Here is a 22,565-nt window from a genome sequence, read left to right as displayed (position 1 = left end):
AACCTTTCCATCATCACTGTGCTTTCAGATGACGTTTTTTCGGTCAAAAGGAGTCCGGATTTATGTTTTTTATGCTGAAAAAAGTCGCTGGCGGACTGCTGATGCCGCTGCCACTGTTGCTGATTATTACCGGAACCGGACTTTTTTTACTTTGGCGCAACCGCTGGCAGCAACAAGGCAAAATACTGATTTCTGTCGGCTGGTTTGGCTTACTGTTACTCAGCCTGCAACCTGTCGCCGATGGACTGCTACGTCCGCTGGAAAACCATTATCCCACCTGGCGAAACCAGCAGCCGGTACGCTACGTGGTGGTACTGGGCGGCGGCTATACCTGGAACCCTGACTGGGCGCCGGGTTCAAACCTGATCAACAACAGCCTGCCCCGTGTCACCGAAGGCATCCGTTTATGGCGGGAAAATCCGGGTGCAAAGATGATATTTACCGGCGCGGCGGCACAGCATAATGCCATGAGCTCCGCCGCCGTCGCCGCCTTAGTAGCCAAATCACTCGGCGTGCCGGCAGATGCAATTATCACCCTGGATAAGCCGCGCGATACCTCTCAGGAAGCGGCTGCCGTAGCACAGACTATTGGCAACGCGCCGTTTTTACTGGTTACCTCAGCTAATCACCTGCCGCGCGCCATGCAATTTTTCCAGCAACAAGGATTAACCCCGCTTGCCGCACCGGCTAACCAGCTGGCAATTGATTCACCGCTTAATCCCTGGGAACGCGCGCTTCCTTCTTCACTCTGGCTAAGCCACAGCGAACGGGCCTGGTATGAAATACTGGGGCGGTTATGGCAAGACTTCACGGCTGGTGATACCGCTGTCCCCCAGCCAGGGCAACAGTGACTGGCTGGCATGGTCAAACAGCGCGCGGTCAAACCCGCCGGTATGCATCAGGTGATCAATACTCTCCCAGAGCGCATACAGCCAGCGACGCCAAAGAAAACCCTGATTAACCGGAGCCCGACTGACATAACAGGTCAGCAGCTGACTGGCGGCACCGGGTTGCCAGAGACGGAATAAATCAAATTCACGTGGCGCCCATAAAATAGTGCCGGGATTGACCGCCGCCAGCAGCCGCTCGCTACGCGGCGTTTTAAGGATATGTTGTAACGTCAGATTACCGTGCACCAGCACACACGGGTCGTCAAAGCCATTAAAAAAAGCTGCGGCCTGTTGCCGGGCACGGTATAAAACCTGCCGGTCATCCATGGTCAGTATCGGCGGCCGTATAAAATTAAGCATTGCCCACAGCACTTCAATTCGCTGCAAATACCAGCGCGACCACTGATTTTCCTGAATACTGTCTACCGTGCCCACCTGACCATGGCTATCAGTCCGGTGCCAGCGCAGTATCCCTTCAATAATCTCAGCCTGTAATGCCTGCCACTGCGTGGGGCTGCGCGCCGGCACTTCAATCGGAATGCCTCCCAGACGCTCAACCAGTAGCGTTTCATGCAGCGGCTTACGGTGGCTGAGCACCATGCCGAAAACAGCAGGGACCCGCATCTTACCTTGCCGTGCCAGCAGGGAAAGTTTTTTCGCTTCCTGAGCAGCAAACCCCGGTTGACTAAAGCATTTGGCGATCAGCGGCAGAGCGTTTCCGCTTGCATCATAAATCGTATAAAGACTGACCCAGGGCTGTTCGCTGATACATTCAATCCGGCTCAGCGTTTCACCGAGAACCAGCGCCAGCTCAAACTGCAGCTGTTGACTTTCCATACCGTTCTCTCCTCACGACCGCTATCTGCGTGGGATGACCGGCACAGGGTTTGCCGGCTGAAGGTGCGGATCAGGAGGCGCGGCCGGCCCCCCCGAATGGCTGCATTACAGCACGCACGCGCTGTAAATCTTCCGGCGTATCCACGCCAACGCTGGGAATAGCCTGAGCCACATCGACATGAATTTTCTCGCCATACCACAATACCCGCAGCTGCTCTAACAACTCAATCTGCTCCAGCGGGCCAGGCGCCCAGCTGACGTAGCGGCGAATAAAACCAGCCTGATAGGCGTAAATACCGATATGGCGCAAAAAGTGATCGCCAATGGTTTCTTTCGTCTGGCTGAAGCGCTCCCGTTCCCAGGGAATCGGCGCACGGGAAAAGTAGAGGGCAAATCCCTGCGCATCACGAACCACTTTGACCGCATTAGGATTGAAAGCTTCCTCTGCATCGGTAACCGGCACGGCAAGCGTTGCCATGCCAACGCCGCTACGACGCAAATTTTCGGCAACCTGACGAATAATGACCGGCGGGATCAACGGCTCATCCCCCTGCACGTTAACGATAATGGTGTCATCCGGGAATTGATAACGCTCCACCACTTCCGCAATACGTTCGGTACCTGAATGGTGATCGGCGCGCGTCATACAGACTTCACCACCCGCTGCCGTTATCGCGCTGGCCACCTCCGGGTGGTCGGTTGCCACAATAACCCGACTGGCCCCGGAGGCCTGTGCTCGCTCCATCACATGCACAATCATCGGCTTACCGTGGATATCAACCAGCGGCTTACCCGGTAGTCTGGTGGAGGCAAAACGAGCGGGAACCACTGCGACAAAACTCATGGATGGCTCTCTTCCAGCGTCAGTGTGCGAGCCTCATTTTCCAGCAGCACCGGAATACCATCACGCAGCGGATAGGCAAGGCCGTCCGCTTTACAAATCAGTTCCTGCTGTTCTTTGTTGTAATAGAGCTTGCCATTGCATACCGGGCAAGCAACGATTTCCAGTAAACGATGATCCATATATCCTCCGTTGTGGGCTGGATCAGGAAGAACAACAGCTTATCATAAGCGCGCCAGACTCAGCTATGCTATCAGTCAATCTGCCAGCGCGAAGGCAGATAACGGCTCAATGCTTCCGGCTGGCTGGCAATGTCCAGCCGACTGGCACCCTGCCATTGCGCAAAGCGGCTGAGGGTGCGTTGCAGATCTTCGCCGAGGCGCGCACTGGCCCGTACCGCCGGCTCCAGCCAGATTTGATGGATCTGCAAACAGGCATTCTTGCGATCCATACGCGCATCAAGCCGGCCTTTAAGTGCACCGCGATGTAAGATTGGCAGAACAAAATAGCCATAGCGCCGTTTTGCCGCCGGCGTGTAGCATTCCAGTCGATAATCAAAATCAAACAGAGCCCGCGCCCGACGCCGATCCCAGATGACCGGGTCAAAAGGTGACAGTAAGGCGGTATGACTGGCTGCCGGCAGCGCAGATAGCGCGGAAAACAGCGCGTTATCCAGATAAAGCGAGCCAAGCCGTTGTACTTCAATCTTTTTGACTTCGCCCTGCTCTTGCCACAAAGCCAGTAAGGCTGCCAGTGGCGCACGCTTCAGGCGGTAATAATCCGCCAGCCATTCGGCGCGAAATATCCCTAAACTGCGGGCGCTATTACGTAACATTTGCGCCAGCGCATCGGCTTCACTCAGCGCGTGCACTGCGTCATCCCAGTCAGGCAATACCCGCCGGCGTAAATCATAAATACGCTGAAAATGGTGGCGACCAACAACCATCAGTTCACCGGCACTGAACAGATTTTCCAGATGACGCTTAAACGGTTTCCACGACCACCAGCCAGGCTTATTTTCTGATGGCGTCGCGAAATCCGCCGAGCGCACCGGACCATGCTGTTCAATGTGCATCATCAGAGCGGCAATATCGTGCTGATGTGCCATCATCCATTGATGATTATATTTCCAGCCGAGGGCATGAGGATTGAGCATACGGTGACGCAGCAGAGGGTAATCTTCGGCAGGAATAAAACAGGCCTCATGGGCCCAGTATTCAAACAGCTTACCCTCGCTGAGTGCCTGTTCCAGCCATGAAAAAGGATGACTGCCAATACGACTGAACAGCACCAGCCAGGGACTGCGTGCCACCACATGAATGGTGTCTATCTGCAACAGCGACATCCGGCGGATAGCGCTGAGCAGATCCGCCGGACGCGCTTTTCCTGCAGGTGGACGCAATAACCCCTGGGCCATCAGATGCAGGTTTCTGGCTTCGGCCAGTGTCAGTGAGGAGAACGCCATGCTGCCATCCTGTTGCGATGCGCGAACACGGTGCGCAGGAGAGATTTAATCAGACTGGCACAGCCGGAGAATTTCGCCAGTTAAATCGTGACCCTGCAGGTCCAGTTGTGCCTCAACCGGCAGATACCACCAGTTTTTTTCAGCAAAGGCGCGCACTTTTACCGCATCTTTTTCCGTCATTATCAGCGTTTCATCCGCGCGGGCCAGCGGAGCAAGCTGACTCAGCACGTAATGCTGATGATCGGCAAAGGCAACTTCACGCCGCGGCGTGACGCCCAGCTGGCGCAGCGTGGCAAAAAATCGCGGCGGATGACCAATACCTGCCATCGCCACCACATTGTGCAACTGTGCCGCTGGCCGTTGTTCACCTGACAGCAGATTAACCGCAAGACCGGCGGTAAGCTGCATAGCAATTTCATCCGCCGCCGCCTGTCCACCGTTAACCACCCGCGCGTTGACCTGCTTCAGGCGTGACGCACGTTCACGCATTGGTCCGGCGGGCAGCCACCAGCCGTTACCAAACCGCCGTTCGCCGTCAATAACCACCAGCTCGTAATCACGCGCCAGCGCGTAATGCTGCAAGCCATCATCGGAAATAATGATATCAATGTTGCCTGCCGCCAGCAGGGCACAAACCGCATCACGCCGTCGGGGAGCCACCGCGACCGCTGCGCCGGTACGTTGCCATATCAGCACCGGTTCGTCACCGACCTGAAACGGCGTGCTGGCCGCATCCAGCAACAGGGGATAATGTGCCGATCGGCCTCCGTACCCCCGGGAAACCACGCCTACCCGCAATCCTGCCTGCTGAAGCCGTTTTACCAGCCAGATAACCAGCGGCGTTTTACCGTTACCGCCGGCGGTCAGGTTGCCCACCACCACCACCGGAACGGGGGCGCGCCACGCCTTTCGCCAACCGCACTGATAACTCAGGCGAATGCAATGACTGATCAGGCCATAAAGCAGGCTAAGCGGCCACAACAGCAGCCAGAGTGGAGACTGACCACTCCAGATACGCGCTATCATTGACCAAACTGCATCTTATGCAGCTGCGCATAAATGCCATTGTTGCTCAGCAGCACGCTATGCGTACCCTGCTCAACAATCCGCCCGTCTTCAATCACCGCAATCTGATCGGCTTTTTCGATGGTGGACAGACGGTGGGCAATGACCAGCGCGGTGCGGTTTTTCTGTAATTCCTCCAGCGCGGCCTGAATGGCACGTTCAGATTCGGTATCCAGCGCCGAGGTAGCTTCATCAAGAATCAGAATCGGACAGTCACGCAGCAGCGCACGGGCAATAGCAATACGCTGGCGCTGTCCGCCGGACAACAGCACGCCGTTCTCACCAATCACCGTATCCAGCCCGTTATCCATTTTGCCGATAAAATCCATGGCATAAGCCATGCGGGCAGCGCGCTCAATCTGCTCACGGCTGTATTGTTCTTCACGTGCGTAAGCAATATTGTTGGCAATGGTATCATTGAACAGATGGACATTTTGCGATACCAGCGCTACCTGATTACGCAGCGATCCAAGGGTATATTCACGCAGATCGTGACCATCGATTAAAATTTCCCCTTGCTGGATATCATAAAAACGCGTCAGCAGGCTGGCAATAGTGGATTTACCCGATCCGGAGCGGCCCACCAGCGCCAGGGTTTTGCCTTTGGGTATGTTAAGGCTGATGTTATGCAAAGCCGGAGCATCACGTCCCGGATAAGTGAAAGTGACGTTTTTAAACTCAACGTCACCCTGGGCACGCTCAATCACGCGCTGTCCGCTGTCCACTTCCTGTTCACCGTCAAGAATGGCAAACAGCGTCTGACAGGCCGCCATCCCACGCTGAAACTGGGCATTAACGTTGGTCAATGATTTCAGCGGTCGCATCAGCGCCAGCATGGAGGCAAACACCACGGTGATGGTGCCCGGCGTCAGGGTTTCCATTACCGCAGGGAAGCTGGCAGCATAAAGAACAAAAGCCAGCGCCAGGGAGGCAATAAGCTGAATAATCGGATCGGAAATTGACGAGGCAGAAACCAGTTTCATGCCCTGCTGACGCATGCGATTGCTGACTTTCTCAAAACGACGATTTTCCACATCCTGGCCGCCAAAGATCAGCACCTCTTTATGCCCTTTCAGCATCTGTTCAGCGCTGGTGGTTACCTGCCCCATGGTGTTTTGCATATTTTTACTGATGTCACGGAAACGTCGGGAAACGAACCGAATGGCCAGCGACACCACCGGTGCCAGCAGAATCAGAATCAGCGACAGCTGCCAGCTGTAATAAAACATCATAATAAACAGGCCAATAATCGAAGTGCCTTCCCGTACCACGGTGACCAGGGTCCCTGAGGAGGAGGAAGCGACCTGCTCTGAATCATAGGTAATGCGTGAAAGCAGCGTACCGGTGGACTGCTGATCGAAAAAGGAGACCGGCATACTCATCATATGGCCAAACAGGCGGCGACGCATGGTCATTACCACGTTACCCGATACCCACGACAGGCAATAACTGGAAATATAACTGGTAATCCCGCGCATCAGCATCAGGCCAATCACAACCAGCGGCATCCACATCAGAACCGTGTTATTTGCTTTACCAAAACCTTTGTCGAGCAATGGTTTAAGTAATGATAACAACAGCGCATCGCCTGCGGCGTTGATCACCAGAGCAATGGCTGAAACGATCAGCCCGGTTTTGTATGGCGCGATCATTGGCCATAGCCGGCGGAAGGTCTGCCAGGTGGTAAGGTCTTTATCCGGATGCATTATTTAACCGCTTTATCTGAAAACAGCCGCTCATTCTACCTGGAATCGCGCGGCACGCCAAACCACTGATGATACCATCTGGGCATTATTTGTTCCCTGAACCCGTCGATTGCCCATCGGTTGCGATAAAATTTAACGCTTATCTGACCGGATTTAGCGGTATCCCACCAGTGATAATGGTTGTCACGAAAGCGTTTTATTATCACGCTTGCCGGCAAGCGCCAGGGGTTATAACGGGATGTTGAAGCCAGCGCGGCCTGACCTGCAATGCTGCGCAGCCACGGCCATGAAGAGGAGCTGCGGCTACCGTGATGACCAACCTGCAGTACGGTGGCCCGCAATGCTGTTCTGTCCAGTCCAAGAATCCGGTACTCTGCGCGCGATTCCAGATCACCGGTCAGCAGTACCCGCCAGCGGCCGTCACTGATACGGATAACACAGGAATGATTGTTATCTTTTCCCTTATCCTCTTTCAGCGGCCAGAGTACGCTGAATGTCAGCCCATGCCAGCGCCAGTGATTACCGCGTTCACAAGGCAGACGGTCAGCCGGACCAAAATGACTGCGTACCGCTGTTTGTGGCCAGTGTGCAAGCAGGCTGGCCAGCCCGCCGATATGGTCAAGATCGCCATGGCTCAGGATAATTTGATCCGGCCGCAGATGATGCCACTGCATCCAGGGAATAATGACACTTCGCCCCATGTCCCCACCAGGCCAGCGTTTGCCGGTATCATAAATCACCGCCCGCTGACCACGCGAAATCACCAGGGCAAGCCCGTGCCCGACATCCAGCATATCCACGCGCCACTGCGGCTGCGGTGGATACATGCGCCATAGCCAGACAGCCATCATCAACGCCAGCAGACTGGCAAGATGGCCGCGCCAGAGAGCAAAACGCCATGCAGCCAGCACCAGCCATATCCCGCTACTTAACCAGCATTGCGTTTCAGATAAGGTAAACCAGCCGCTGGGCAGCCGCTGTAAAGGCCAGAACACAATCATCAGACTCTGATCAGCCAGCCACCAGAAACACGCAGCCAGTAGATAACACGGGGAACAGCATACCGCCAGCAGACTCAGCGGTACTGACACCATCGACACCACCGGCACCGCCCACAGGTTGGCAAACAGCGCGCTGAGACTAAAGCCATGGAACATCATCGCCTGTACCGGCAACATCAGCAGCAATATTCCCAGCTGTAAATGCAAAAGATGTAACCAGCCCCAGTACCATTTACGTGGGATCCAGCCGGGCAGCGGTGCCAGGCGATACCAGAGTAAAATCCCGCCCACCGCCACAATGGAAAGAATCAGGCTGTCAGAAAGGATGCTTATCGGGTCGGTGAATAACAGCAGGGCAAGACACAACAGCCAGACCTGAACGCTACGGCAGTGCCAGCCGGCCAGACGCAACAGGTTCCAGCTCAGCAGCGCCAGAATAGCGCGCATAACCGGTGGATTAGTGCCCGCCAGCCAGCAATAAGCCATGGCCACGCTCATCCCCACCAGTAACGGCATTTTGAAGTCAATGCGGGCCGTCGGCAGAAAAAATTGTAAGCGCCGTCCCAGCAGCCAGCCGGCCGCCGCGGCAAAGCTGATGTGCAGACCTGAAATGGCTATCAGATGCATAATGCCGGTCTCGCGCAGCAGCTGGTTAGTTGCACGGTCAATCCCGCTGCGGTCGCCGAACGTCAACGCATTGAGAATGCCCCCCCAGTGCCTGTTTTGCGTATGCTGCTGCGCCAGCCGGATTAACCTTGCCCGATAACCACAGTGGCGCTGTAAAGCCCCGGCGCTAATTATCCGTCCCTGTAGCGGGTTACCGTTTGCCAGACGATAGCGCTGACTGTCGAAGCCGCCTTCATTAAGCCAGCCGTGTACCGGCCGCAGTGTCAGGGTCATCTGCCAACGCTGCCCGCTGCAAAATTGCGTCATCTGGCTGCCGCGGGGGTAAATTATCGCCCGTAACGGCGGGAACTGCGGCTGATGATTAATCCGATCGAGACGGATCTGAATACGGTGTTTATCGGGCTGTACCTCGGTTACCGTGACCTGGGCTTCCACGTTGCCACAGCTGAGGTTATTCATTTGTGTTAACAGGCGTTGCCCCTGCCAGGCAGACCAGCTAAACAGTAGCAGCAGCAGACCGCCATACCACATCCCGCGCCAAGGCAGGCGCAGCAGTAAAACGCCACAACAGGCGGTCAGCCCGAGGATAGACGTTGCCGGCAGCGCCGGCAGGAAGGCCAGCGGCAGGGTTGCCAGAACGGTTATTAGCGCCAGCTGAGTTAAGTTAACCACCATACTTTTCCCCTTCAGTCAGAAGAAAAGTATGCCTTGCCAGCCGTTATGCTTCGCCGGCCATACTGCCGTGATGCGTGTCGCTACGTAAAATTTTTAACGCATAACTGAAATTTCACGCCCGTTACGCAAGGCAAAAAAAAACGACACCGTAGTGTCGTTTTTTGCCAGTCGGTGAATTAACCGTAGATATTTGCCCGATCGCGTAGCTCTTTGCCCGGTTTAAAATGGGGAACGTATTTACCTTCCAGATCCACTTTGTCACCCGTTTTAGGATTACGTCCGGTACGGGGAGCACGGTAATGCAAAGAGAAACTACCAAAGCCGCGGATTTCAATGCGTTCACCTTGTGACAACGTTGTTGCCATATGTTCGAGCATTTCTTTAACCGCATCCTCAACGACTTTCGCCGGAATATGAGTTTGCTGGCCTGCAAGTCTTTCAATCAGTTCTGACTTGGTCATAAATCCTCCGGTTAATTCCTTGAGCATAGAGTGTAGCAATTATCTATCCCGTCAGAGCGACACACTGGCGCCGCCCTGCAGGATAATGATATTACTCGCCTTTCGCTGCTTTGAACGCTTCAGCCATTGCGTTAGAGAAGTTACCCTCTTCCGGCTTATTGTTCACAGTGGCAATGGCATCTTTCTCATCAGCTTCGTCTTTCGCACGAACTGACAGGCTGACAACACGGTTTTTGCGGTCGACGCCTGTAAATTTGGCTTCAACTTCATCACCCACGTTCAGCACCTGAGTTGCATCTTCAATGCGATCGCGTGAAGCTTCAGAAGCACGCAGATAACCTTCCACGCCGTCAGCTAATTCAACTGTAGCACCTTTCGAGTCAACTGCCGTGACTTTACCAGTAACAATGGCACCTTTCTTATTCAGAGAGATGTAATTGTTGAACGGGTCTTCTGCCAGCTGCTTAACACCAAGGGAGATACGTTCACGTTCGGCATCAACCTGCAGCACCACAGCGGCGATTTCATCACCTTTCTTGTACTCGCGCACCGCTTCTTCGCCAGTGGCATTCCAGGAAATGTCAGACAGGTGAACCAGACCGTCGATACCGCCATCAAGGCCGATGAAGATACCAAAGTCAGTGATTGACTTGATTTTACCTTCAACGCGATCGCCTTTGTTGTGGGTTTCTGCAAACTGCTGCCATGGATTGGCTTTGCACTGCTTGAGGCCCAGAGAGATACGGCGACGCTCTTCGTCGATATCCAGTACCATGACTTCAACCACATCACCGACGTTAACCACTTTCGACGGATGAATGTTTTTGTTAGTCCAGTCCATTTCAGAAACGTGAACCAGTCCTTCCACGCCTTCTTCGATCTCAACGAAGCAGCCGTAATCAGTCAGATTGGTTACGCGACCGGTCAGGCGGGTGCCTTCCGGGTAACGCTTAGCGATAGCAACCCACGGATCTTCGCCCAGCTGTTTCAGGCCAAGAGAAACACGGGTACGCTCGCGGTCGAATTTCAGCACTTTAACAGTGATTTCATCGCCCACGTTAACGATTTCGCTCGGATGCTTAACGCGTTTCCACGCCATATCGGTGATGTGCAGCAGGCCATCGACGCCGCCCAGATCAACGAATGCACCGTAGTCGGTAAGGTTCTTAACGATACCTTTAACTTCCATGCCTTCCTGCAGGTTTTCCAGCAGCTGATCGCGTTCTGCACTGTTTTCTGATTCGATAACAGCACGACGTGATACCACAACGTTGTTGCGCTTCTGGTCGAGCTTGATCACTTTGAATTCCAGCTCTTTACCTTCCAGGTGCAGGGTATCCCGTACCGGACGCACGTCTACCAGAGAACCCGGCAGGAACGCACGAATACCGTTCAGCTCAACTGTGAAGCCACCTTTAACTTTGCCGTTGATAACACCGGTAACAGTTTCAGCGTCTTCGTATGCTTTTTCCAGCGTGATCCAGGCTTCATGACGTTTAGCTTTCTCACGGGATAGCAGGGTTTCACCGAAGCCATCTTCTACTGCGTCCAGCGCAACGTCAACTTCGTCACCAACCTGGATTTCCAGCTCGCCGGCTGCGTTCTTAAACTGCTCTGCAGGGATTGCAGATTCAGATTTCAGACCCGCATCAACCAGAACTACGTCTTTGTCGATAGAGACAACAACGCCACGAACGATGGAACCCGGACGGGTTTCGATTTCTTTCAGGGACTCTTCAAAGAGTTGAGCAAAAGATTCAGTCATATTGATAATCTTAGGATTCTTCAATTTAACGTCCACCTGACGTCATTGTCGGATGGGGTTGTTTCACATACCTGCAAACATCCTGTCAGCAGGGGTACTACAAATTTAAGCCGAGGGCAGTGCCAGCTTTTCACGGGCATAATTTAGTGCTTTTTCAATCACCTGCTCAATCGTCATACTGGTAGAATCCAGTACTAATGCATCCGTGGCAGGGACTAACGGGGCGACAGCACGGTTACGATCGCGGTCGTCGCGTTCTGTTATCTCGGCTAAAAGGCGCTCAAAGTTAACACTAAAGCCCTTCTGCTGCAACTGTAGCATACGGCGGCGAGCGCGCTCTTCTGCGCTGGCATCAAGAAAAATTTTTACCGGCGCATCAGGAAAAACCACCGTTCCCATATCCCGTCCGTCGGCAATCAGACCCGGCGCATCACGAAAAGCACGCTGGCGACGCAGCAACGCTTCACGTACCCGGGGAAATACCGCAACTTTCGAGGCGGTATTACTGACTTCCTGAGAACGGATTTCCGTCGTCACATCTTCGCCTTCCAGAACCACGCGGGTCTCGCCCTGATTAACATCAAAACGGACATCAAGGTGCGCCGCTACCGGTACCAGGGCCTCTTCCGAAGTGATATCGATATGATGATGCAAAGCAGCCAGTGCCAGCACCCGATAAATTGCGCCGGAATCAAGTAAACGCCAGGATAAAGCCGCTGCCATCGCTTTACACAGCGTTCCCTTCCCTGCACCACCTGGCCCATCAATGGTTATCACCGGGACTATTGCTGTCATTTATTCTCTCCTGTCGGTGTTAAGCCTGTTTTTATGGCGGCAACCGCTGTGCATTATACGCAGCCATACGACGAATAGTTACCCCTGCAGGGATGATAGAATAAAATAGCCGGCACATTGTGAAAAAGTGCCGTGGCAGCAGCGAACGCTACCAGCCACGTCATGTTTTAGCGCGACTGACTGATGCGGGCAAACTGGTCAAAATAGTCAGGGAAGGTTTTCGCCGTGCAGCCAGGATCAAGGATTGTCACCGGCGTATCGGACAACGCAACCAGCGAAAAACACATTGCCATCCGGTGATCATTATAGGTGGCAATGCTGGCTTCTTTTAGTTTCTGCGGCGGTGTGATGCTGATATAGTCATGTCCCTCTTCAACCCCGGCGCCAACTTTACGCAATTCGGTTGCCATTGCCGCCAGACGGTCAGTCTCTTTTACCCGCCAGTTGTAGATATTACGCATGACGGTTGTGCCCTCAGCAAACAGCGCGGTGGTCGCGATAGTCATCGCGGCATCGGGGATATGGTTCATATCCATGTCTATTGCTTTTAACTCACCGCGCGAACAGCTGATAGAATCGGCGGCCCATTCAATCGTTGCGCCCATTTTTTCCAGCACGTCGGCAAAGCGGATATCACCCTGTACGCTGTTTTTACCAATACCGGTCACTTTTACCGTTCCGCCTTTGATTGCCGCCGCGGCGAGAAAATAGGACGCCGATGACGCATCCCCCTCCACCAGGTAGTGCCCGGGAGAGTGGTAACGCTGCCCGCCTTTGATGCGAAACACCTGGTAATCATGGTTTTCAACCTCAACGGCAAAGGCTTTCATCAAATGCAGGGTAATATCAATATAAGGTTTAGAGACCAGCTCACCCTTGATAGTTATCACCGTATCCTGCGGCGCCAGTGGCGCTGTCATTAATAATGCGGTGAGAAACTGGCTGGAAACCGATCCATCCACCACAACCTGTCCACCGCTAAACCCGCCGCGCAGACGCAGCGGCGGATAATGTTCCTGTTCAGTGTAATCAATCCGCGCGCCGCCCTGGCGCAACGCATCAACCAGATGGCCAATCGGCCGCTCTTTCATACGCGGTTCACCGGTTAACAGCAGATCGTTATCAGCAAGACAGAGCGCCGCCGCCAGCGGACGCATTGCCGTTCCGGCATTACCTAAAAAAAGCGCCTGCGGACGGTCACTGCGTAACGGGCCGTTAATACCGGTCACTTCACAGGTACGACGATCGTCAGAAAGCCAGTATTTCACACCCAGCAGGGCCAGGGCGTTCAGCATATGACGCACATCATCGCTGTCGAGCAAATTTGTCAGTCGCGTGGTGCCGGACGCCATCGCTGCCAGTAACAAGGCGCGATTAGACACGCTTTTAGAACCCGGCAGGTTAACGATACCATTAACCCGGGAAACCGGTTGTAATTTCAGGGAGTCCTGCATGTGAAACCTATTCTCCAGCGATAAAAGCGCTGAAGCTGCCGGAGCAATACTTCAGCGCCATCATTTTGTAATGCGATTAAACGTGTTTTATCAATCAACCGTGGCGGCGTTCAAAGTCGGTCATAAAATCAGTCAGCGCTCTGACCCCTTCCAGCGGCATCGCATTATAAATAGATGCCCGCATACCGCCGACCACGCGGTGACCTTTCAGCGCATGTAACCCTGCTTTCAGTGATTCCGCCAGAAACAGGCTGTCCAGCGAGGCATCGGCCAGCTGAAAAGGGACATTCATCCGTGAACGGTTTGCCGGCGCGACATCATTACGATAAAAGTCGCTGTTGTCGATAACACCATACAGTAAATCGGCTTTTGCCTGATTACGCTTGTCCAGTTCGTTGACACCACCCTGCTCTTTCAGCCACTTAAATACCAGGCCAGAGAGATACCAGGCAAAGGTCGGCGGGGTATTAAACATGGAATCATTGTCGCTTAACACCTTATAATCAAGCACGGAAGGTAGCACCTGACGCGCCTTGCCAAGCAGGTCTTCGCGCACCACTACCACCGTCAGCCCGGCCGGCCCGATATTTTTTTGCGCCCCGGCATAGATAACGCCGTAGCGGCTGACGTCAATCGGACGGGAAAGCAGCGTCGACGACAGGTCAGCAACCACCACTTTATCGCCAAAATCAGGCTGTTCTTCAATAGCAATCCCATCAATGGTTTCGTTGGGACAAAAATGCAGATAAGCCGCATCCTCTTTTAACTGCCATTCGCGCATCGGGCGGATAGCGCGGCGACCGTCAACGGTGGTTCTTGCGTCAATAACATTAGGTGTACAGTATTTTTTCGCTTCCTTGATGGCACTGGCGGCCCAATAGCCGCCGTCGACATAGTCGGCGTGCGAATTGTCGCCAAGCAGATTAAGTGGCACCGCGGCGAACTGGGCTCTGGCCCCGCCGTGACAGAATAACACTTTATAATCAGCGGGGACCTTCAGCAAATCGCGAAAATCCTTCTCCGCTTCTTCGGCAACCTGAATAAACTCCTTGCTACGATGACTGATTTCCATCACCGATGTACCCGACCCCTGCCAGTTGCACAGTTCCTGTTCAGCACGACGCAACACTTCCACCGGCAGCATTGCCGGGCCGGAGCTAAAATTGAAGACCTGACTCATTTATCCTCACCACTCATTATGAATAAACCCGCTTTCCATACTCGGTTTTAACACCCCGCCCCAGACGCTGCAATGACTTATCCGCCAGGCGAGCCAGTTTTTCACCTTTGCCCCCCGCAGAAGATAGCGGAGCACTGCACGCAAACAGCATTTCATGACAGCCGGCAGCAGCAGGCCGTTGCCTCTGGCCATGAGCAGAATCAGCGGCGACTAAAATGTCAGCACAGCGATAGCGATTCCCCCTAAAACACCGTATGATTGCGCGCTTTCCGCACAACTATCGTTAATTATAGTGGGCCGTTATGACGCAAACCTATATTCCAGGCAAAGACGCCGCGCTGGAAGATTCTATCGCGCGCTTCCAGCAAAAACTTCAGGATCTTGGCTTTAATATTGAAGAAGCCTCCTGGCTGAATCCTGTCCCCCACGTCTGGTCAGTGCATATCCGCGACCGTGACTGCCCGCTTTGCTTTACAAATGGCAAAGGTGCCAGCAAAAAAGCCGCCCTGGCATCGGCCCTTGGCGAATACTTTGAACGCCTTTCGACCAACTATTTCTTTGCCGATTTCTGGCTGGGTGAATCGCTGGCTAACGGTGATTTTGTTCATTATCCCAATGAAAAATGGTTTCCTCTGCCAGAGGATAATTGCTTGCCTGCCGGGATCCTGGATGAAAAGCTGCGCCATTTTTACGATCCGGAAAATGAATTAACCGCCAGCGCGCTGGTGGATTTGCAATCCGGCAACCGTACGCGAGGCATCTGTACCCTTCCCTTTGTGCGTCAGTCAGACCAGAAAACGGTCTATATCCCGATGAATATTATTGGCAACCTCTATGTTTCCAACGGGATGTCTGCCGGGAATACCCGTAATGAAGCCCGGGTGCAGGCCTTGTCAGAAGTCTTTGAACGCTATATTAAAAACCGTATTATTGCTGAAGCCATCAGCCTTCCGGCTATTCCGCAAAGCGTCCTGTCACGCTATCCTGGGGTCGTTGAGGCCATTGAAAAATTAGAAGCAGAAGGGTTTCCCATTTTCGCTTACGACGCCTCACTGGGGGGACGTTACCCGGTTATCTGTGTGGTGCTGTTTAATCCGGCCAATGGGACCTGTTTCGCTTCGTTTGGCGCCCATCCGGATTTTGGTGTCGCGCTGGAGCGCACCGTTACTGAGTTATTGCAGGGGCGCAGTCTGAAAGATCTGGATGTGTTTACCCCACCGACCTTCGATGATGAAGAAGTGGCAGAACATGCCAATCTTGAAACCCACTTTATTGATTCAAGCGGGGCAATTTCCTGGGATCTGTTTAAGTCTGCCGCCGATTACCCCTTCGTTGACTGGCGTTTCGACGGCACCACAGAGGAAGAATTTGCCACGCTGATGGCGATTTTCCAGGCGGAAGATAAAGAAGTATATATCGCGGATTATGAACATCTCGATGTTTACGCCTGCCGCATTGTGGTGCCCGGCATGTCTGATATTTATCCGGCTGAAGATCTGTTACTGGCGAACAACAATATGGGCGCCGCGCTGCGGGACACCCTGCTTTCTCTGCCCGCCAGCCGCTGGCCAGCCGACGCATATCTGGCACTAATTGAACAGCTTGACGAAGAAGGCTATGACGACTTCACCCGCGTGCGTGAACTGCTTGGCCTGGCGAGCGGTAAAGATAATGGCTGGTACACGCTGCGAATAGGTGAACTGAAAGCCATGCTGGCACTGGCCGGTGGTGATTTAGAACAGGCACTGATCTGGACCGAATGGACAATGGAATTTAACAGCTCGGTGTTTACCCCGGCACGTGCTAACTACTATCGCTGTCTGCAAACGCAGTTATTGCTGGCCATGGAACCCCAGCGCGATCCGCAACAATACCAGCATGCCTTTATCCGCATGTACGGTGCGCAGGCGGTTGCCGACGCCAGTGCCGCCCTGAACGGTAGCGCACCGTTTTATGGTCTGCCGGCGGTTGATGCAGATTTCAACGCTTTCCCTGCCCATCAGGCGTTGCTGGCAGCCTATGAAAAGCTGCAGCAGGCGAAAAGACGCTTCTGGAAATAACCGATGAACTGGCTACCGCGAGGTAGCCATTATTTTTTGAAAATTTTTCAATGTAATCCGCACGTCTTCCCACCAGTAATTGTCAGATAAATCAACTTACCCTCTCTTTCGCCTGCCGTCCGCGTCCTGACCTATCGTCAACTTAAAAAATAATCGTATAAATTAAAATTATTTTTCTATTTTATTATCAATGAATTATATAAAAACAGCCGTGCACAGCTCGTTATTAACGGTCAAGTGGTCAGGCCAATATGATCCAGGTCAAATTCATCTCTATAATGATTTGTTAGTATTTCTTTATTGAAAATATTGGGAGACAGTTGACGTGAGCGCTGACAACCCGTTTAATTTGCTGATGCCGGCCGAAATGGCCAAAGTGGCTGAAGATGCCGGCGTTTATAAAGCAACAAAGCACCCTTTTACCACCTTTTTCCTCGCCATAACGGCTGGCGTCTTTATTTCTATCGCTTTCGTTTTTTATATCACTGCCACTACCGGCACCAGCGCCATGCCTTTTGGCATTGCCAGACTGATCGGCGGCATTTGTTTTTCACTTGGCTTAATGCTGGTGGTGGTATGCGGCGCCGATCTGTTCACCTCTAGCGTACTGACCGTTGTCGCCAAAGCCAGTGGACGTATCAGCTGGGCACAACTGTTACGTAACTGGCTCAATGTCTATATTGGTAATCTTTTCGGCGCACTGTTTTTCGTCGCTCTGATGTGGTTTTCCAGTGAGCATATGACCGCGAATGGTGCCTGGGGTGTCAACGTTTTGCAAACTGCCGATCATAAACTGCATCACACCTTTATCGAAGCGGTCTGCCTCGGTATTCTGGCAAACCTGATGGTTTGTCTTGCGGTATGGATGAGCTATTCAGGCAGAACCCTGCTGGACAAAATGTTTGCCATGGTTCTGCCAGTGGCCATGTTCGTCGCCAGCGGCTTTGAGCACAGCATCGCCAATATGTTTCTTATCCCGCTTGGTATTATTATCAGAGACTTTGCTTCAGCGGATTTCTGGCAAATGACCGGGCTGAGCGCCGCCCGCTTTCCTTCTCTGACCGTCACAGATTTTATTATCAATAACCTGATTCCGGTAACCCTTGGCAACATTATTGGTGGCGGACTACTGGTAGGACTCACTTACTGGGTAATTTATCTGCGGGAATCGGGCCAGCATTAATCTTTACGATTAACTCACCTCCCGTCAACGACGTGAGGACATCAGGAAAATTTTATATCATAAGGCAGGTACTATCATGACCGGGTTGAATGAAAAAATGTCGGCTGCATGGCGTGGTTTCCAGCAAGGCGAATGGCAGAACGGCATCAATGTTCGTGACTTCATCCAGAAAAACTATACACCTTATGAAGGTGATGAAGCTTTTCTTAGCGGTGCCACTCACGCCACAACGCAGCTGTGGGAAAGCGTGATGGAAGGCATTAAAATTGAAAACCGTACCCACGCACCGGTCGATTTTGATACCGCCCTCGCGTCAACAATCACCTCACACGATGCCGGCTATATTGACAAAAATCTTGAAAAAATCGTTGGTCTGCAGACGGAAGCGCCGTTAAAACGCGCCATTATTCCGTTTGGTGGTATCAAAATGGTGGAGGGTTCCTGCAAGGCTTACAACCGCGAACTGGATCCGGCGCTAAAAAAAATATTTACCGAATACCGTAAAACTCATAACCAGGGGGTATTCGATGTCTATACCCCGGATATTCTGCGCTGCCGCAAATCCGGCGTGCTAACCGGCCTGCCGGACGCTTATGGTCGTGGACGTATTATCGGCGACTACCGGCGGGTTGCGCTGTATGGTATTGATTATCTTATGCAGGATAAGCTGGCCCAGTTTAACTCCCTGCAACAGGATCTGGAAAACGGGGTCAATCTGGAAGCGACTATCCGTTTGCGCGAAGAAATTTCAGACCAGTATCACGCGCTGAACCAGATGAAAGAGATGGCGGCTAAATATGGCTGTGACATTTCCGCGCCAGCCGCTGATGCCCGTCAGGCGGTACAATGGGTCTATTTCGGTTACCTGGCAGCAGTTAAATCGCAGAATGGCGCAGCCATGTCATTCGGCCGCGTGTCAACCTTCCTTGACGTCTATTTCGAACGCGATATGCAGGAAGGCAAGCTGAATGAAGAACAGGCGCAGGAACTGATTGACCATCTGGTGATGAAGCTACGTATGGTGCGTTTCCTGCGTACACCCGAATATGATGAACTGTTCTCCGGCGACCCGATCTGGGCGACAGAATCACTGGCCGGCATGGGGCTGGATGGCCGTACGCTAGTCACCAAAAACAGCTTCCGCTTCCTCAATACTCTCTACACTATGGGTCCGTCACCGGAGCCGAACATGACCATTTTATGGTCCGAAAAACTGCCAGTTAACTTTAAACGCTATGCCGCTAAAGTCTCGATCGATACCTCTTCATTGCAGTATGAAAATGACGATCTGATGCGTCCTGACTTCAACAACGATGACTACGCCATCGCCTGCTGTGTCAGCCCGATGATTGTCGGCAAACAGATGCAGTTTTTTGGCGCCCGCGCCAACCTGGCAAAAACACTGCTGTACGCAATTAATGGCGGTGTCGATGAAAAGATGAAAATGCAGGTCGGACCGAAAGAAGCGCCGATTACAGACGACGTACTGGAGTTTACCAGCGTGATGGCACGCATGGACCACTTTATGGACTGGCTGGCAAAACAGTATGTCACCGCACTGAATATCATTCATTATATGCATGATAAATACAGTTACGAAGCCTCGCTGATGGCGCTGCATGACCGGGATGTTTATCGCACCATGGCCTGCGGTATCGCCGGTCTGTCGGTGGCGGCTGACTCGCTGTCTGCAATTAAATATGCCAAAGTGAAACCGGTGCGTGATGCCGATGGTCTGGCGATTGACTTCGAGATTGAAGGTGAATATCCACAGTTCGGTAATAACGATGCGCGCGTTGATGATCTGGCCTGTGACCTGGTAGAACGCTTTATGAAAAAAATTCAGAAGCTGACCACCTATCGCGGTGCCGTCGCCACACAATCAGTGCTGACGATTACCTCTAATGTGGTTTATGGTAAGAAAACGGGTAACACACCGGATGGCCGTCGTGCCGGTGCGCCGTTTGGCCCGGGCGCTAATCCGATGCACGGTCGTGACCAGAAAGGTGCCGTTGCCTCACTGACGTCTGTGGCGAAACTGCCTTTTGCCTATGCAAAAGATGGAATTTCTTATACTTTCTCCATTATTCCAAATGCACTGGGTAAAGACGATAACGTGCGCCGCACCAATCTTGCCGGTCTGATGGATGGTTATTTCCATCATGAAGCGGATATCGAAGGTGGCCAGCACCTTAACGTCAACGTCATGAACCGTGAAATGTTGCTTGATGCGATGGATCATCCGGAAAATTATCCGCAGCTGACCATTCGCGTTTCAGGTTACGCCGTCCGCTTTAACTCGCTGACCAAAGAGCAGCAGCAGGACGTGATTACCCGTACCTTTACCCAGACGATGTAATCTCTGGCAGGTAACGGATGGTTCAGGCAAAAGGCTCCCGCTGGGAGCCTTTTTATTCAAGTCAGATTTGCTGGCTTTCTGTGCAGGACGCCAGCAAATCTCACTTCACGCAGCCACAAGACTGCCCCTCGCCAGGCGGGGATATTATGGGGAGAACATCGCAATGTCAGTTAAAGGCCGCATTCACTCTTTTGAATCCTGCGGAACCGTGGATGGCCCGGGCATCCGTTTTATCACCTTTTTTCAGGGCTGCCTGATGCGCTGCCTCTATTGCCATAACCGCGACACCTGGGACACCCACGTTGGCCGTGAAATCAGCGTAGAAGAACTGATGAAAGAGGTGGTGTCCTATCGCCATTTTATGAACGCGTCCGGCGGCGGCGTCACCGCCTCCGGTGGCGAGGCTATCCTGCAGGCTGAGTTTGTCCGTGACTGGTTTCGCGCCTGCCGGGCGGAAGGCATCAGCACCTGCCTGGATACCAATGGTTTTGTCCGCCGCTATGAACCGGTTATCGACGAATTGCTTGATGTGACCGACCTGGTGATGCTCGATCTTAAACAGATTAATGATGATATTCACCAGATTCTGGTGGGAGTCTCTAACCACCGCACCCTTGACTTTGCCCGCTATCTGGCGAAAAAGAATGTCCGCACCTGGATTCGTTTTGTAGTGGTGCCCGGCTATTCCGATGATGATGACTCAGTGCACCGGCTGGGCGAATTCACCCGCGACATGCAGAATATTGAAAAAATTGAACTGCTACCTTATCACGAACTGGGCAAACACAAATGGATAGCCATGGGGGAAGAGTACAAACTGGAAGGGGTCCATCCGCCGACAACAGAAACCATGGAACGGGTTAAAAATATACTGCTCAGCTACGGTCATCAGGTGATGTACTGATAGTGCAGCGTGAGGAAAAAGGCGACATTATGTCGCCTTTTTCACGCCAATCCCCGTCAGGCATGCGCCACCGGCGTGGCATGGTGGTCGGCCTTGCGCAACAGCATCAGCAGATACACGCAGGCCACTGCGGCAATCATGACAAACAGTAATTCATCGGAATAATTCTGCATCAGCAATGCGGTCATACTGGGACCCACCAGACTGCCGGTGGTGTAGCTCAGCAGCAGGGCCTGATTCATGGCAACCAGCTGATGATGGGGCACCGTCTCACACGCCCAGGACATCGCCACCGGGTAAAGGGTAAAGCCGGCACAACCTAACACAAACAGCGCCGGGGCCATTGCCGCATTACTCAGCATCGCCATAGCACCAAGAATAACCACGAATACCTGCACCCGCAGTACCGTCAGACGACCAAAACGATCCGCCAGTCGCCCAATGGGCCACTGACCAACAATACCCGCGCTGACCAGTAAAGCCATCCAGTAACCAACCCGGGCATCACTCATACCCTGATGAGAGAGGTATACCGGCATCAGACCGTATAATGAACCGAGCAGAATACCGGAAATAATGCAGCCATTGATACCGAGGCGAGAACTGCGCCGCCGCAGCATCGGCCAGAGATTCGATGGTGTTTCTTCAGCATGCTCACTGCTGGCCATAATTTTAACGAACACCAGCGGCAGCATGCCGGCGACCACCACAGCCACCACCCACGGCAAGACGCTGAACAATTCGGTGGACACTTTGCTGACCAGCAGCTGCCCGGCTACCGTACCCAGATAGTACACAATCATATAGGCCGCCAGCAGCTGACCACGGTTTTTCAGAGTACCACTGCACAACAAGGCACTTTCCACCACCACCCAGATTAGCGCGCAGCCGACACCGGCAGCGAAGCGCCACAATGACCAGTTCCAGAAGCCTTGTGAAAAACCCATGGCCAGCGTAGCCAGCGCAAACAGGGCACTGGCCAGATAATAGCTACGGTTAAAGCCCGCGCGCTTAACCAGCCAGCCGGCCATCAGTGTCCCCGCCAGATTACCGCTGTAATAGGCAGAGCTGACCACACCTACCTGCCAGGTAGGCAGCAAATCGTGGCTCAGCCACAGCGGCACCAGCGTATTTAAAACCGCAATAGATACCGTCAGCAGCATCATGCCACACAGTAATAAAACGACGGAACGGGACCAGGTCAGCATAGTAAAAAACCGGCAACAGGAAACATTTTGCCGGCATATTGCCATTACCATGGCTAATGTCAATGAACAAAAATTAACCACGGCACATT

General features: G+C 53.1%; 18 protein-coding genes. 5 read left to right on the top strand and 13 right to left on the bottom strand.

The window, feature by feature from the left end:
• The first annotated feature begins 62 nt into the window (after window positions 1-62).
• Entirely contained in the window at window positions 63-851 is a 789-nt protein-coding gene (gene elyC, locus BL249_RS11405; RefSeq protein ID WP_099705257.1) for an envelope biogenesis factor ElyC, read from the top strand.
• Here elyC and BL249_RS11400 read toward each other — a convergent pair.
• The 12 genes from BL249_RS11400 to serC all read right to left on the bottom strand — a co-directional run bounded on the left by BL249_RS11400 (window position 795) and on the right by serC (window position 14,762).
• Window positions 795-1,727, bottom strand: a complete 933-nt coding sequence (locus BL249_RS11400) for a fructosamine kinase family protein (RefSeq protein ID WP_099705256.1) — start codon at window positions 1,725-1,727, stop codon at window positions 795-797. The two genes, elyC and BL249_RS11400, sit on opposite strands and share 57 nt — an antisense overlap.
• 70 nt (window positions 1,728-1,797) lie before the next feature.
• Window positions 1,798-2,571, bottom strand: coding sequence for a 3-deoxy-manno-octulosonate cytidylyltransferase (gene kdsB / locus BL249_RS11395; protein WP_099705255.1), 774 nt, complete (start codon window positions 2,569-2,571; stop codon window positions 1,798-1,800).
• A complete protein-coding gene (gene ycaR / locus BL249_RS11390; RefSeq protein ID WP_099705254.1) occupies window positions 2,568-2,750 on the bottom strand; it encodes a protein YcaR in 183 nt (60 codons plus the stop codon). The genes kdsB and ycaR overlap by 4 nt, the downstream gene beginning before the upstream one ends.
• A 71-nt stretch (window positions 2,751-2,821) precedes the next feature.
• Window positions 2,822-4,033, bottom strand: a complete 1,212-nt coding sequence (locus BL249_RS11385; RefSeq protein WP_099705253.1) for a winged helix-turn-helix domain-containing protein — start codon at window positions 4,031-4,033, stop codon at window positions 2,822-2,824.
• A gap of 45 nt (window positions 4,034-4,078) precedes the next feature.
• A complete protein-coding gene (gene lpxK, locus BL249_RS11380; protein WP_099705252.1) occupies window positions 4,079-5,059 on the bottom strand; it encodes a tetraacyldisaccharide 4'-kinase in 981 nt (326 codons plus the stop codon).
• Window positions 5,056-6,804, bottom strand: a complete 1,749-nt coding sequence (msbA, locus tag BL249_RS11375; RefSeq protein ID WP_099705251.1) for a lipid A ABC transporter ATP-binding protein/permease MsbA — start codon at window positions 6,802-6,804, stop codon at window positions 5,056-5,058. The genes lpxK and msbA overlap by 4 nt, the downstream gene beginning before the upstream one ends.
• Before the next feature lie 35 nt (window positions 6,805-6,839).
• Window positions 6,840-9,107 (bottom strand): DNA internalization-related competence protein ComEC/Rec2, encoded by a 2,268-nt coding sequence (locus BL249_RS11370; RefSeq protein ID WP_099705250.1) that lies wholly within the window; start codon window positions 9,105-9,107, stop codon window positions 6,840-6,842.
• 176 nt (window positions 9,108-9,283) lie between these two features.
• Window positions 9,284-9,568 (bottom strand): integration host factor subunit beta, encoded by a 285-nt coding sequence (gene ihfB, locus BL249_RS11365; protein WP_099705249.1) that lies wholly within the window; start codon window positions 9,566-9,568, stop codon window positions 9,284-9,286.
• 91 nt (window positions 9,569-9,659) lie between these two features.
• Window positions 9,660-11,333: a 30S ribosomal protein S1 gene (gene rpsA, locus BL249_RS11360; protein WP_099705248.1), complete on the bottom strand. Its 1,674-nt coding sequence runs from the start codon at window positions 11,331-11,333 to the stop codon at window positions 9,660-9,662.
• Between the two features lie 105 nt (window positions 11,334-11,438).
• Window positions 11,439-12,128 carry a (d)CMP kinase gene (gene cmk, locus BL249_RS11355; RefSeq protein WP_099705247.1) on the bottom strand — a complete coding sequence of 230 codons (690 nt, stop codon included), beginning with the start codon at window positions 12,126-12,128 and terminating at the stop codon, window positions 11,439-11,441.
• 167 nt (window positions 12,129-12,295) lie between these two features.
• The gene (aroA, locus tag BL249_RS11350) at window positions 12,296-13,582 is read right to left on the bottom strand and encodes a 3-phosphoshikimate 1-carboxyvinyltransferase (RefSeq protein WP_099705246.1); all 1,287 of its coding nucleotides are present in this window, start codon (window positions 13,580-13,582) and stop codon (window positions 12,296-12,298) included.
• A 94-nt stretch (window positions 13,583-13,676) separates the two neighbouring features.
• A complete protein-coding gene (gene serC, locus BL249_RS11345; RefSeq protein WP_099705245.1) occupies window positions 13,677-14,762 on the bottom strand; it encodes a 3-phosphoserine/phosphohydroxythreonine transaminase in 1,086 nt (361 codons plus the stop codon).
• A 302-nt stretch (window positions 14,763-15,064) separates the two neighbouring features.
• Here serC and ycaO point away from each other — a divergent pair, with 302 nt between their 5' ends.
• From ycaO to pflA, 4 genes are all read left to right on the top strand, one after another.
• Window positions 15,065-16,822, top strand: a complete 1,758-nt coding sequence (ycaO, locus tag BL249_RS11335; protein WP_099705243.1) for a 30S ribosomal protein S12 methylthiotransferase accessory factor YcaO — start codon at window positions 15,065-15,067, stop codon at window positions 16,820-16,822.
• A 325-nt stretch (window positions 16,823-17,147) separates the two neighbouring features.
• A complete protein-coding gene (gene focA / locus BL249_RS11330) occupies window positions 17,148-18,005 on the top strand; it encodes a formate transporter FocA (RefSeq protein WP_099705242.1) in 858 nt (285 codons plus the stop codon).
• A 76-nt stretch (window positions 18,006-18,081) separates the two neighbouring features.
• The gene (gene pflB, locus BL249_RS11325; RefSeq protein ID WP_099705241.1) at window positions 18,082-20,364 is read left to right on the top strand and encodes a formate C-acetyltransferase; all 2,283 of its coding nucleotides are present in this window, start codon (window positions 18,082-18,084) and stop codon (window positions 20,362-20,364) included.
• A gap of 163 nt (window positions 20,365-20,527) precedes the next feature.
• Window positions 20,528-21,268 (top strand): pyruvate formate lyase 1-activating protein, encoded by a 741-nt coding sequence (gene pflA, locus BL249_RS11320; protein ID WP_099705240.1) that lies wholly within the window; start codon window positions 20,528-20,530, stop codon window positions 21,266-21,268.
• A gap of 56 nt (window positions 21,269-21,324) precedes the next feature.
• Here pflA and BL249_RS11315 read toward each other — a convergent pair whose 3' ends face one another.
• Window positions 21,325-22,476, bottom strand: a complete 1,152-nt coding sequence (locus tag BL249_RS11315; RefSeq protein WP_099705239.1) for an MFS transporter — start codon at window positions 22,474-22,476, stop codon at window positions 21,325-21,327.
• Between the last annotated feature and the right edge of the window lie 89 nt (window positions 22,477-22,565).

It is taken from the genome of Erwinia sp. OLFS4 (genome assembly GCF_002752165.1).
Lineage (GTDB): Bacteria > Pseudomonadota > Gammaproteobacteria > Enterobacterales > Enterobacteriaceae > Izhakiella.
This window is presented reverse-complemented; position numbering and strand designations above follow the sequence as displayed.

Bases quoted from the DNA above. Each gene is read 5' to 3' on its own strand.
- elyC (WP_099705257.1), top strand. From the start codon at position 63: ATGTTTTTTATGCTGAAAAAAGTCGCTGGCGGACTGCTGATGCCGCTG.
- BL249_RS11400 (WP_099705256.1), bottom strand. From the start codon at position 1,727: ATGGAAAGTCAACAGCTGCAGTTTGAGCTGGCGCTGGTTCTCGGTGAA.
- kdsB (WP_099705255.1), bottom strand. From the start codon at position 2,571: ATGAGTTTTGTCGCAGTGGTTCCCGCTCGTTTTGCCTCCACCAGACTA.
- ycaR (WP_099705254.1), bottom strand. From the start codon at position 2,750: ATGGATCATCGTTTACTGGAAATCGTTGCTTGCCCGGTATGCAATGGC.
- BL249_RS11385 (WP_099705253.1), bottom strand. From the start codon at position 4,033: ATGGCGTTCTCCTCACTGACACTGGCCGAAGCCAGAAACCTGCATCTG.
- lpxK (WP_099705252.1), bottom strand. From the start codon at position 5,059: ATGATAGCGCGTATCTGGAGTGGTCAGTCTCCACTCTGGCTGCTGTTG.
- msbA (WP_099705251.1), bottom strand. From the start codon at position 6,804: ATGCATCCGGATAAAGACCTTACCACCTGGCAGACCTTCCGCCGGCTA.
- BL249_RS11370 (WP_099705250.1), bottom strand. From the start codon at position 9,107: ATGGTGGTTAACTTAACTCAGCTGGCGCTAATAACCGTTCTGGCAACC.
- ihfB (WP_099705249.1), bottom strand. From the start codon at position 9,568: ATGACCAAGTCAGAACTGATTGAAAGACTTGCAGGCCAGCAAACTCAT.
- rpsA (WP_099705248.1), bottom strand. From the start codon at position 11,333: ATGACTGAATCTTTTGCTCAACTCTTTGAAGAGTCCCTGAAAGAAATC.
- cmk (WP_099705247.1), bottom strand. From the start codon at position 12,128: ATGACAGCAATAGTCCCGGTGATAACCATTGATGGGCCAGGTGGTGCA.
- aroA (WP_099705246.1), bottom strand. From the start codon at position 13,582: ATGCAGGACTCCCTGAAATTACAACCGGTTTCCCGGGTTAATGGTATC.
- serC (WP_099705245.1), bottom strand. From the start codon at position 14,762: ATGAGTCAGGTCTTCAATTTTAGCTCCGGCCCGGCAATGCTGCCGGTG.
- ycaO (WP_099705243.1), top strand. From the start codon at position 15,065: ATGACGCAAACCTATATTCCAGGCAAAGACGCCGCGCTGGAAGATTCT.
- pflB (WP_099705241.1), top strand. From the start codon at position 18,082: ATGACCGGGTTGAATGAAAAAATGTCGGCTGCATGGCGTGGTTTCCAG.
- pflA (WP_099705240.1), top strand. From the start codon at position 20,528: ATGTCAGTTAAAGGCCGCATTCACTCTTTTGAATCCTGCGGAACCGTG.
- BL249_RS11315 (WP_099705239.1), bottom strand. From the start codon at position 22,476: ATGCTGACCTGGTCCCGTTCCGTCGTTTTATTACTGTGTGGCATGATG.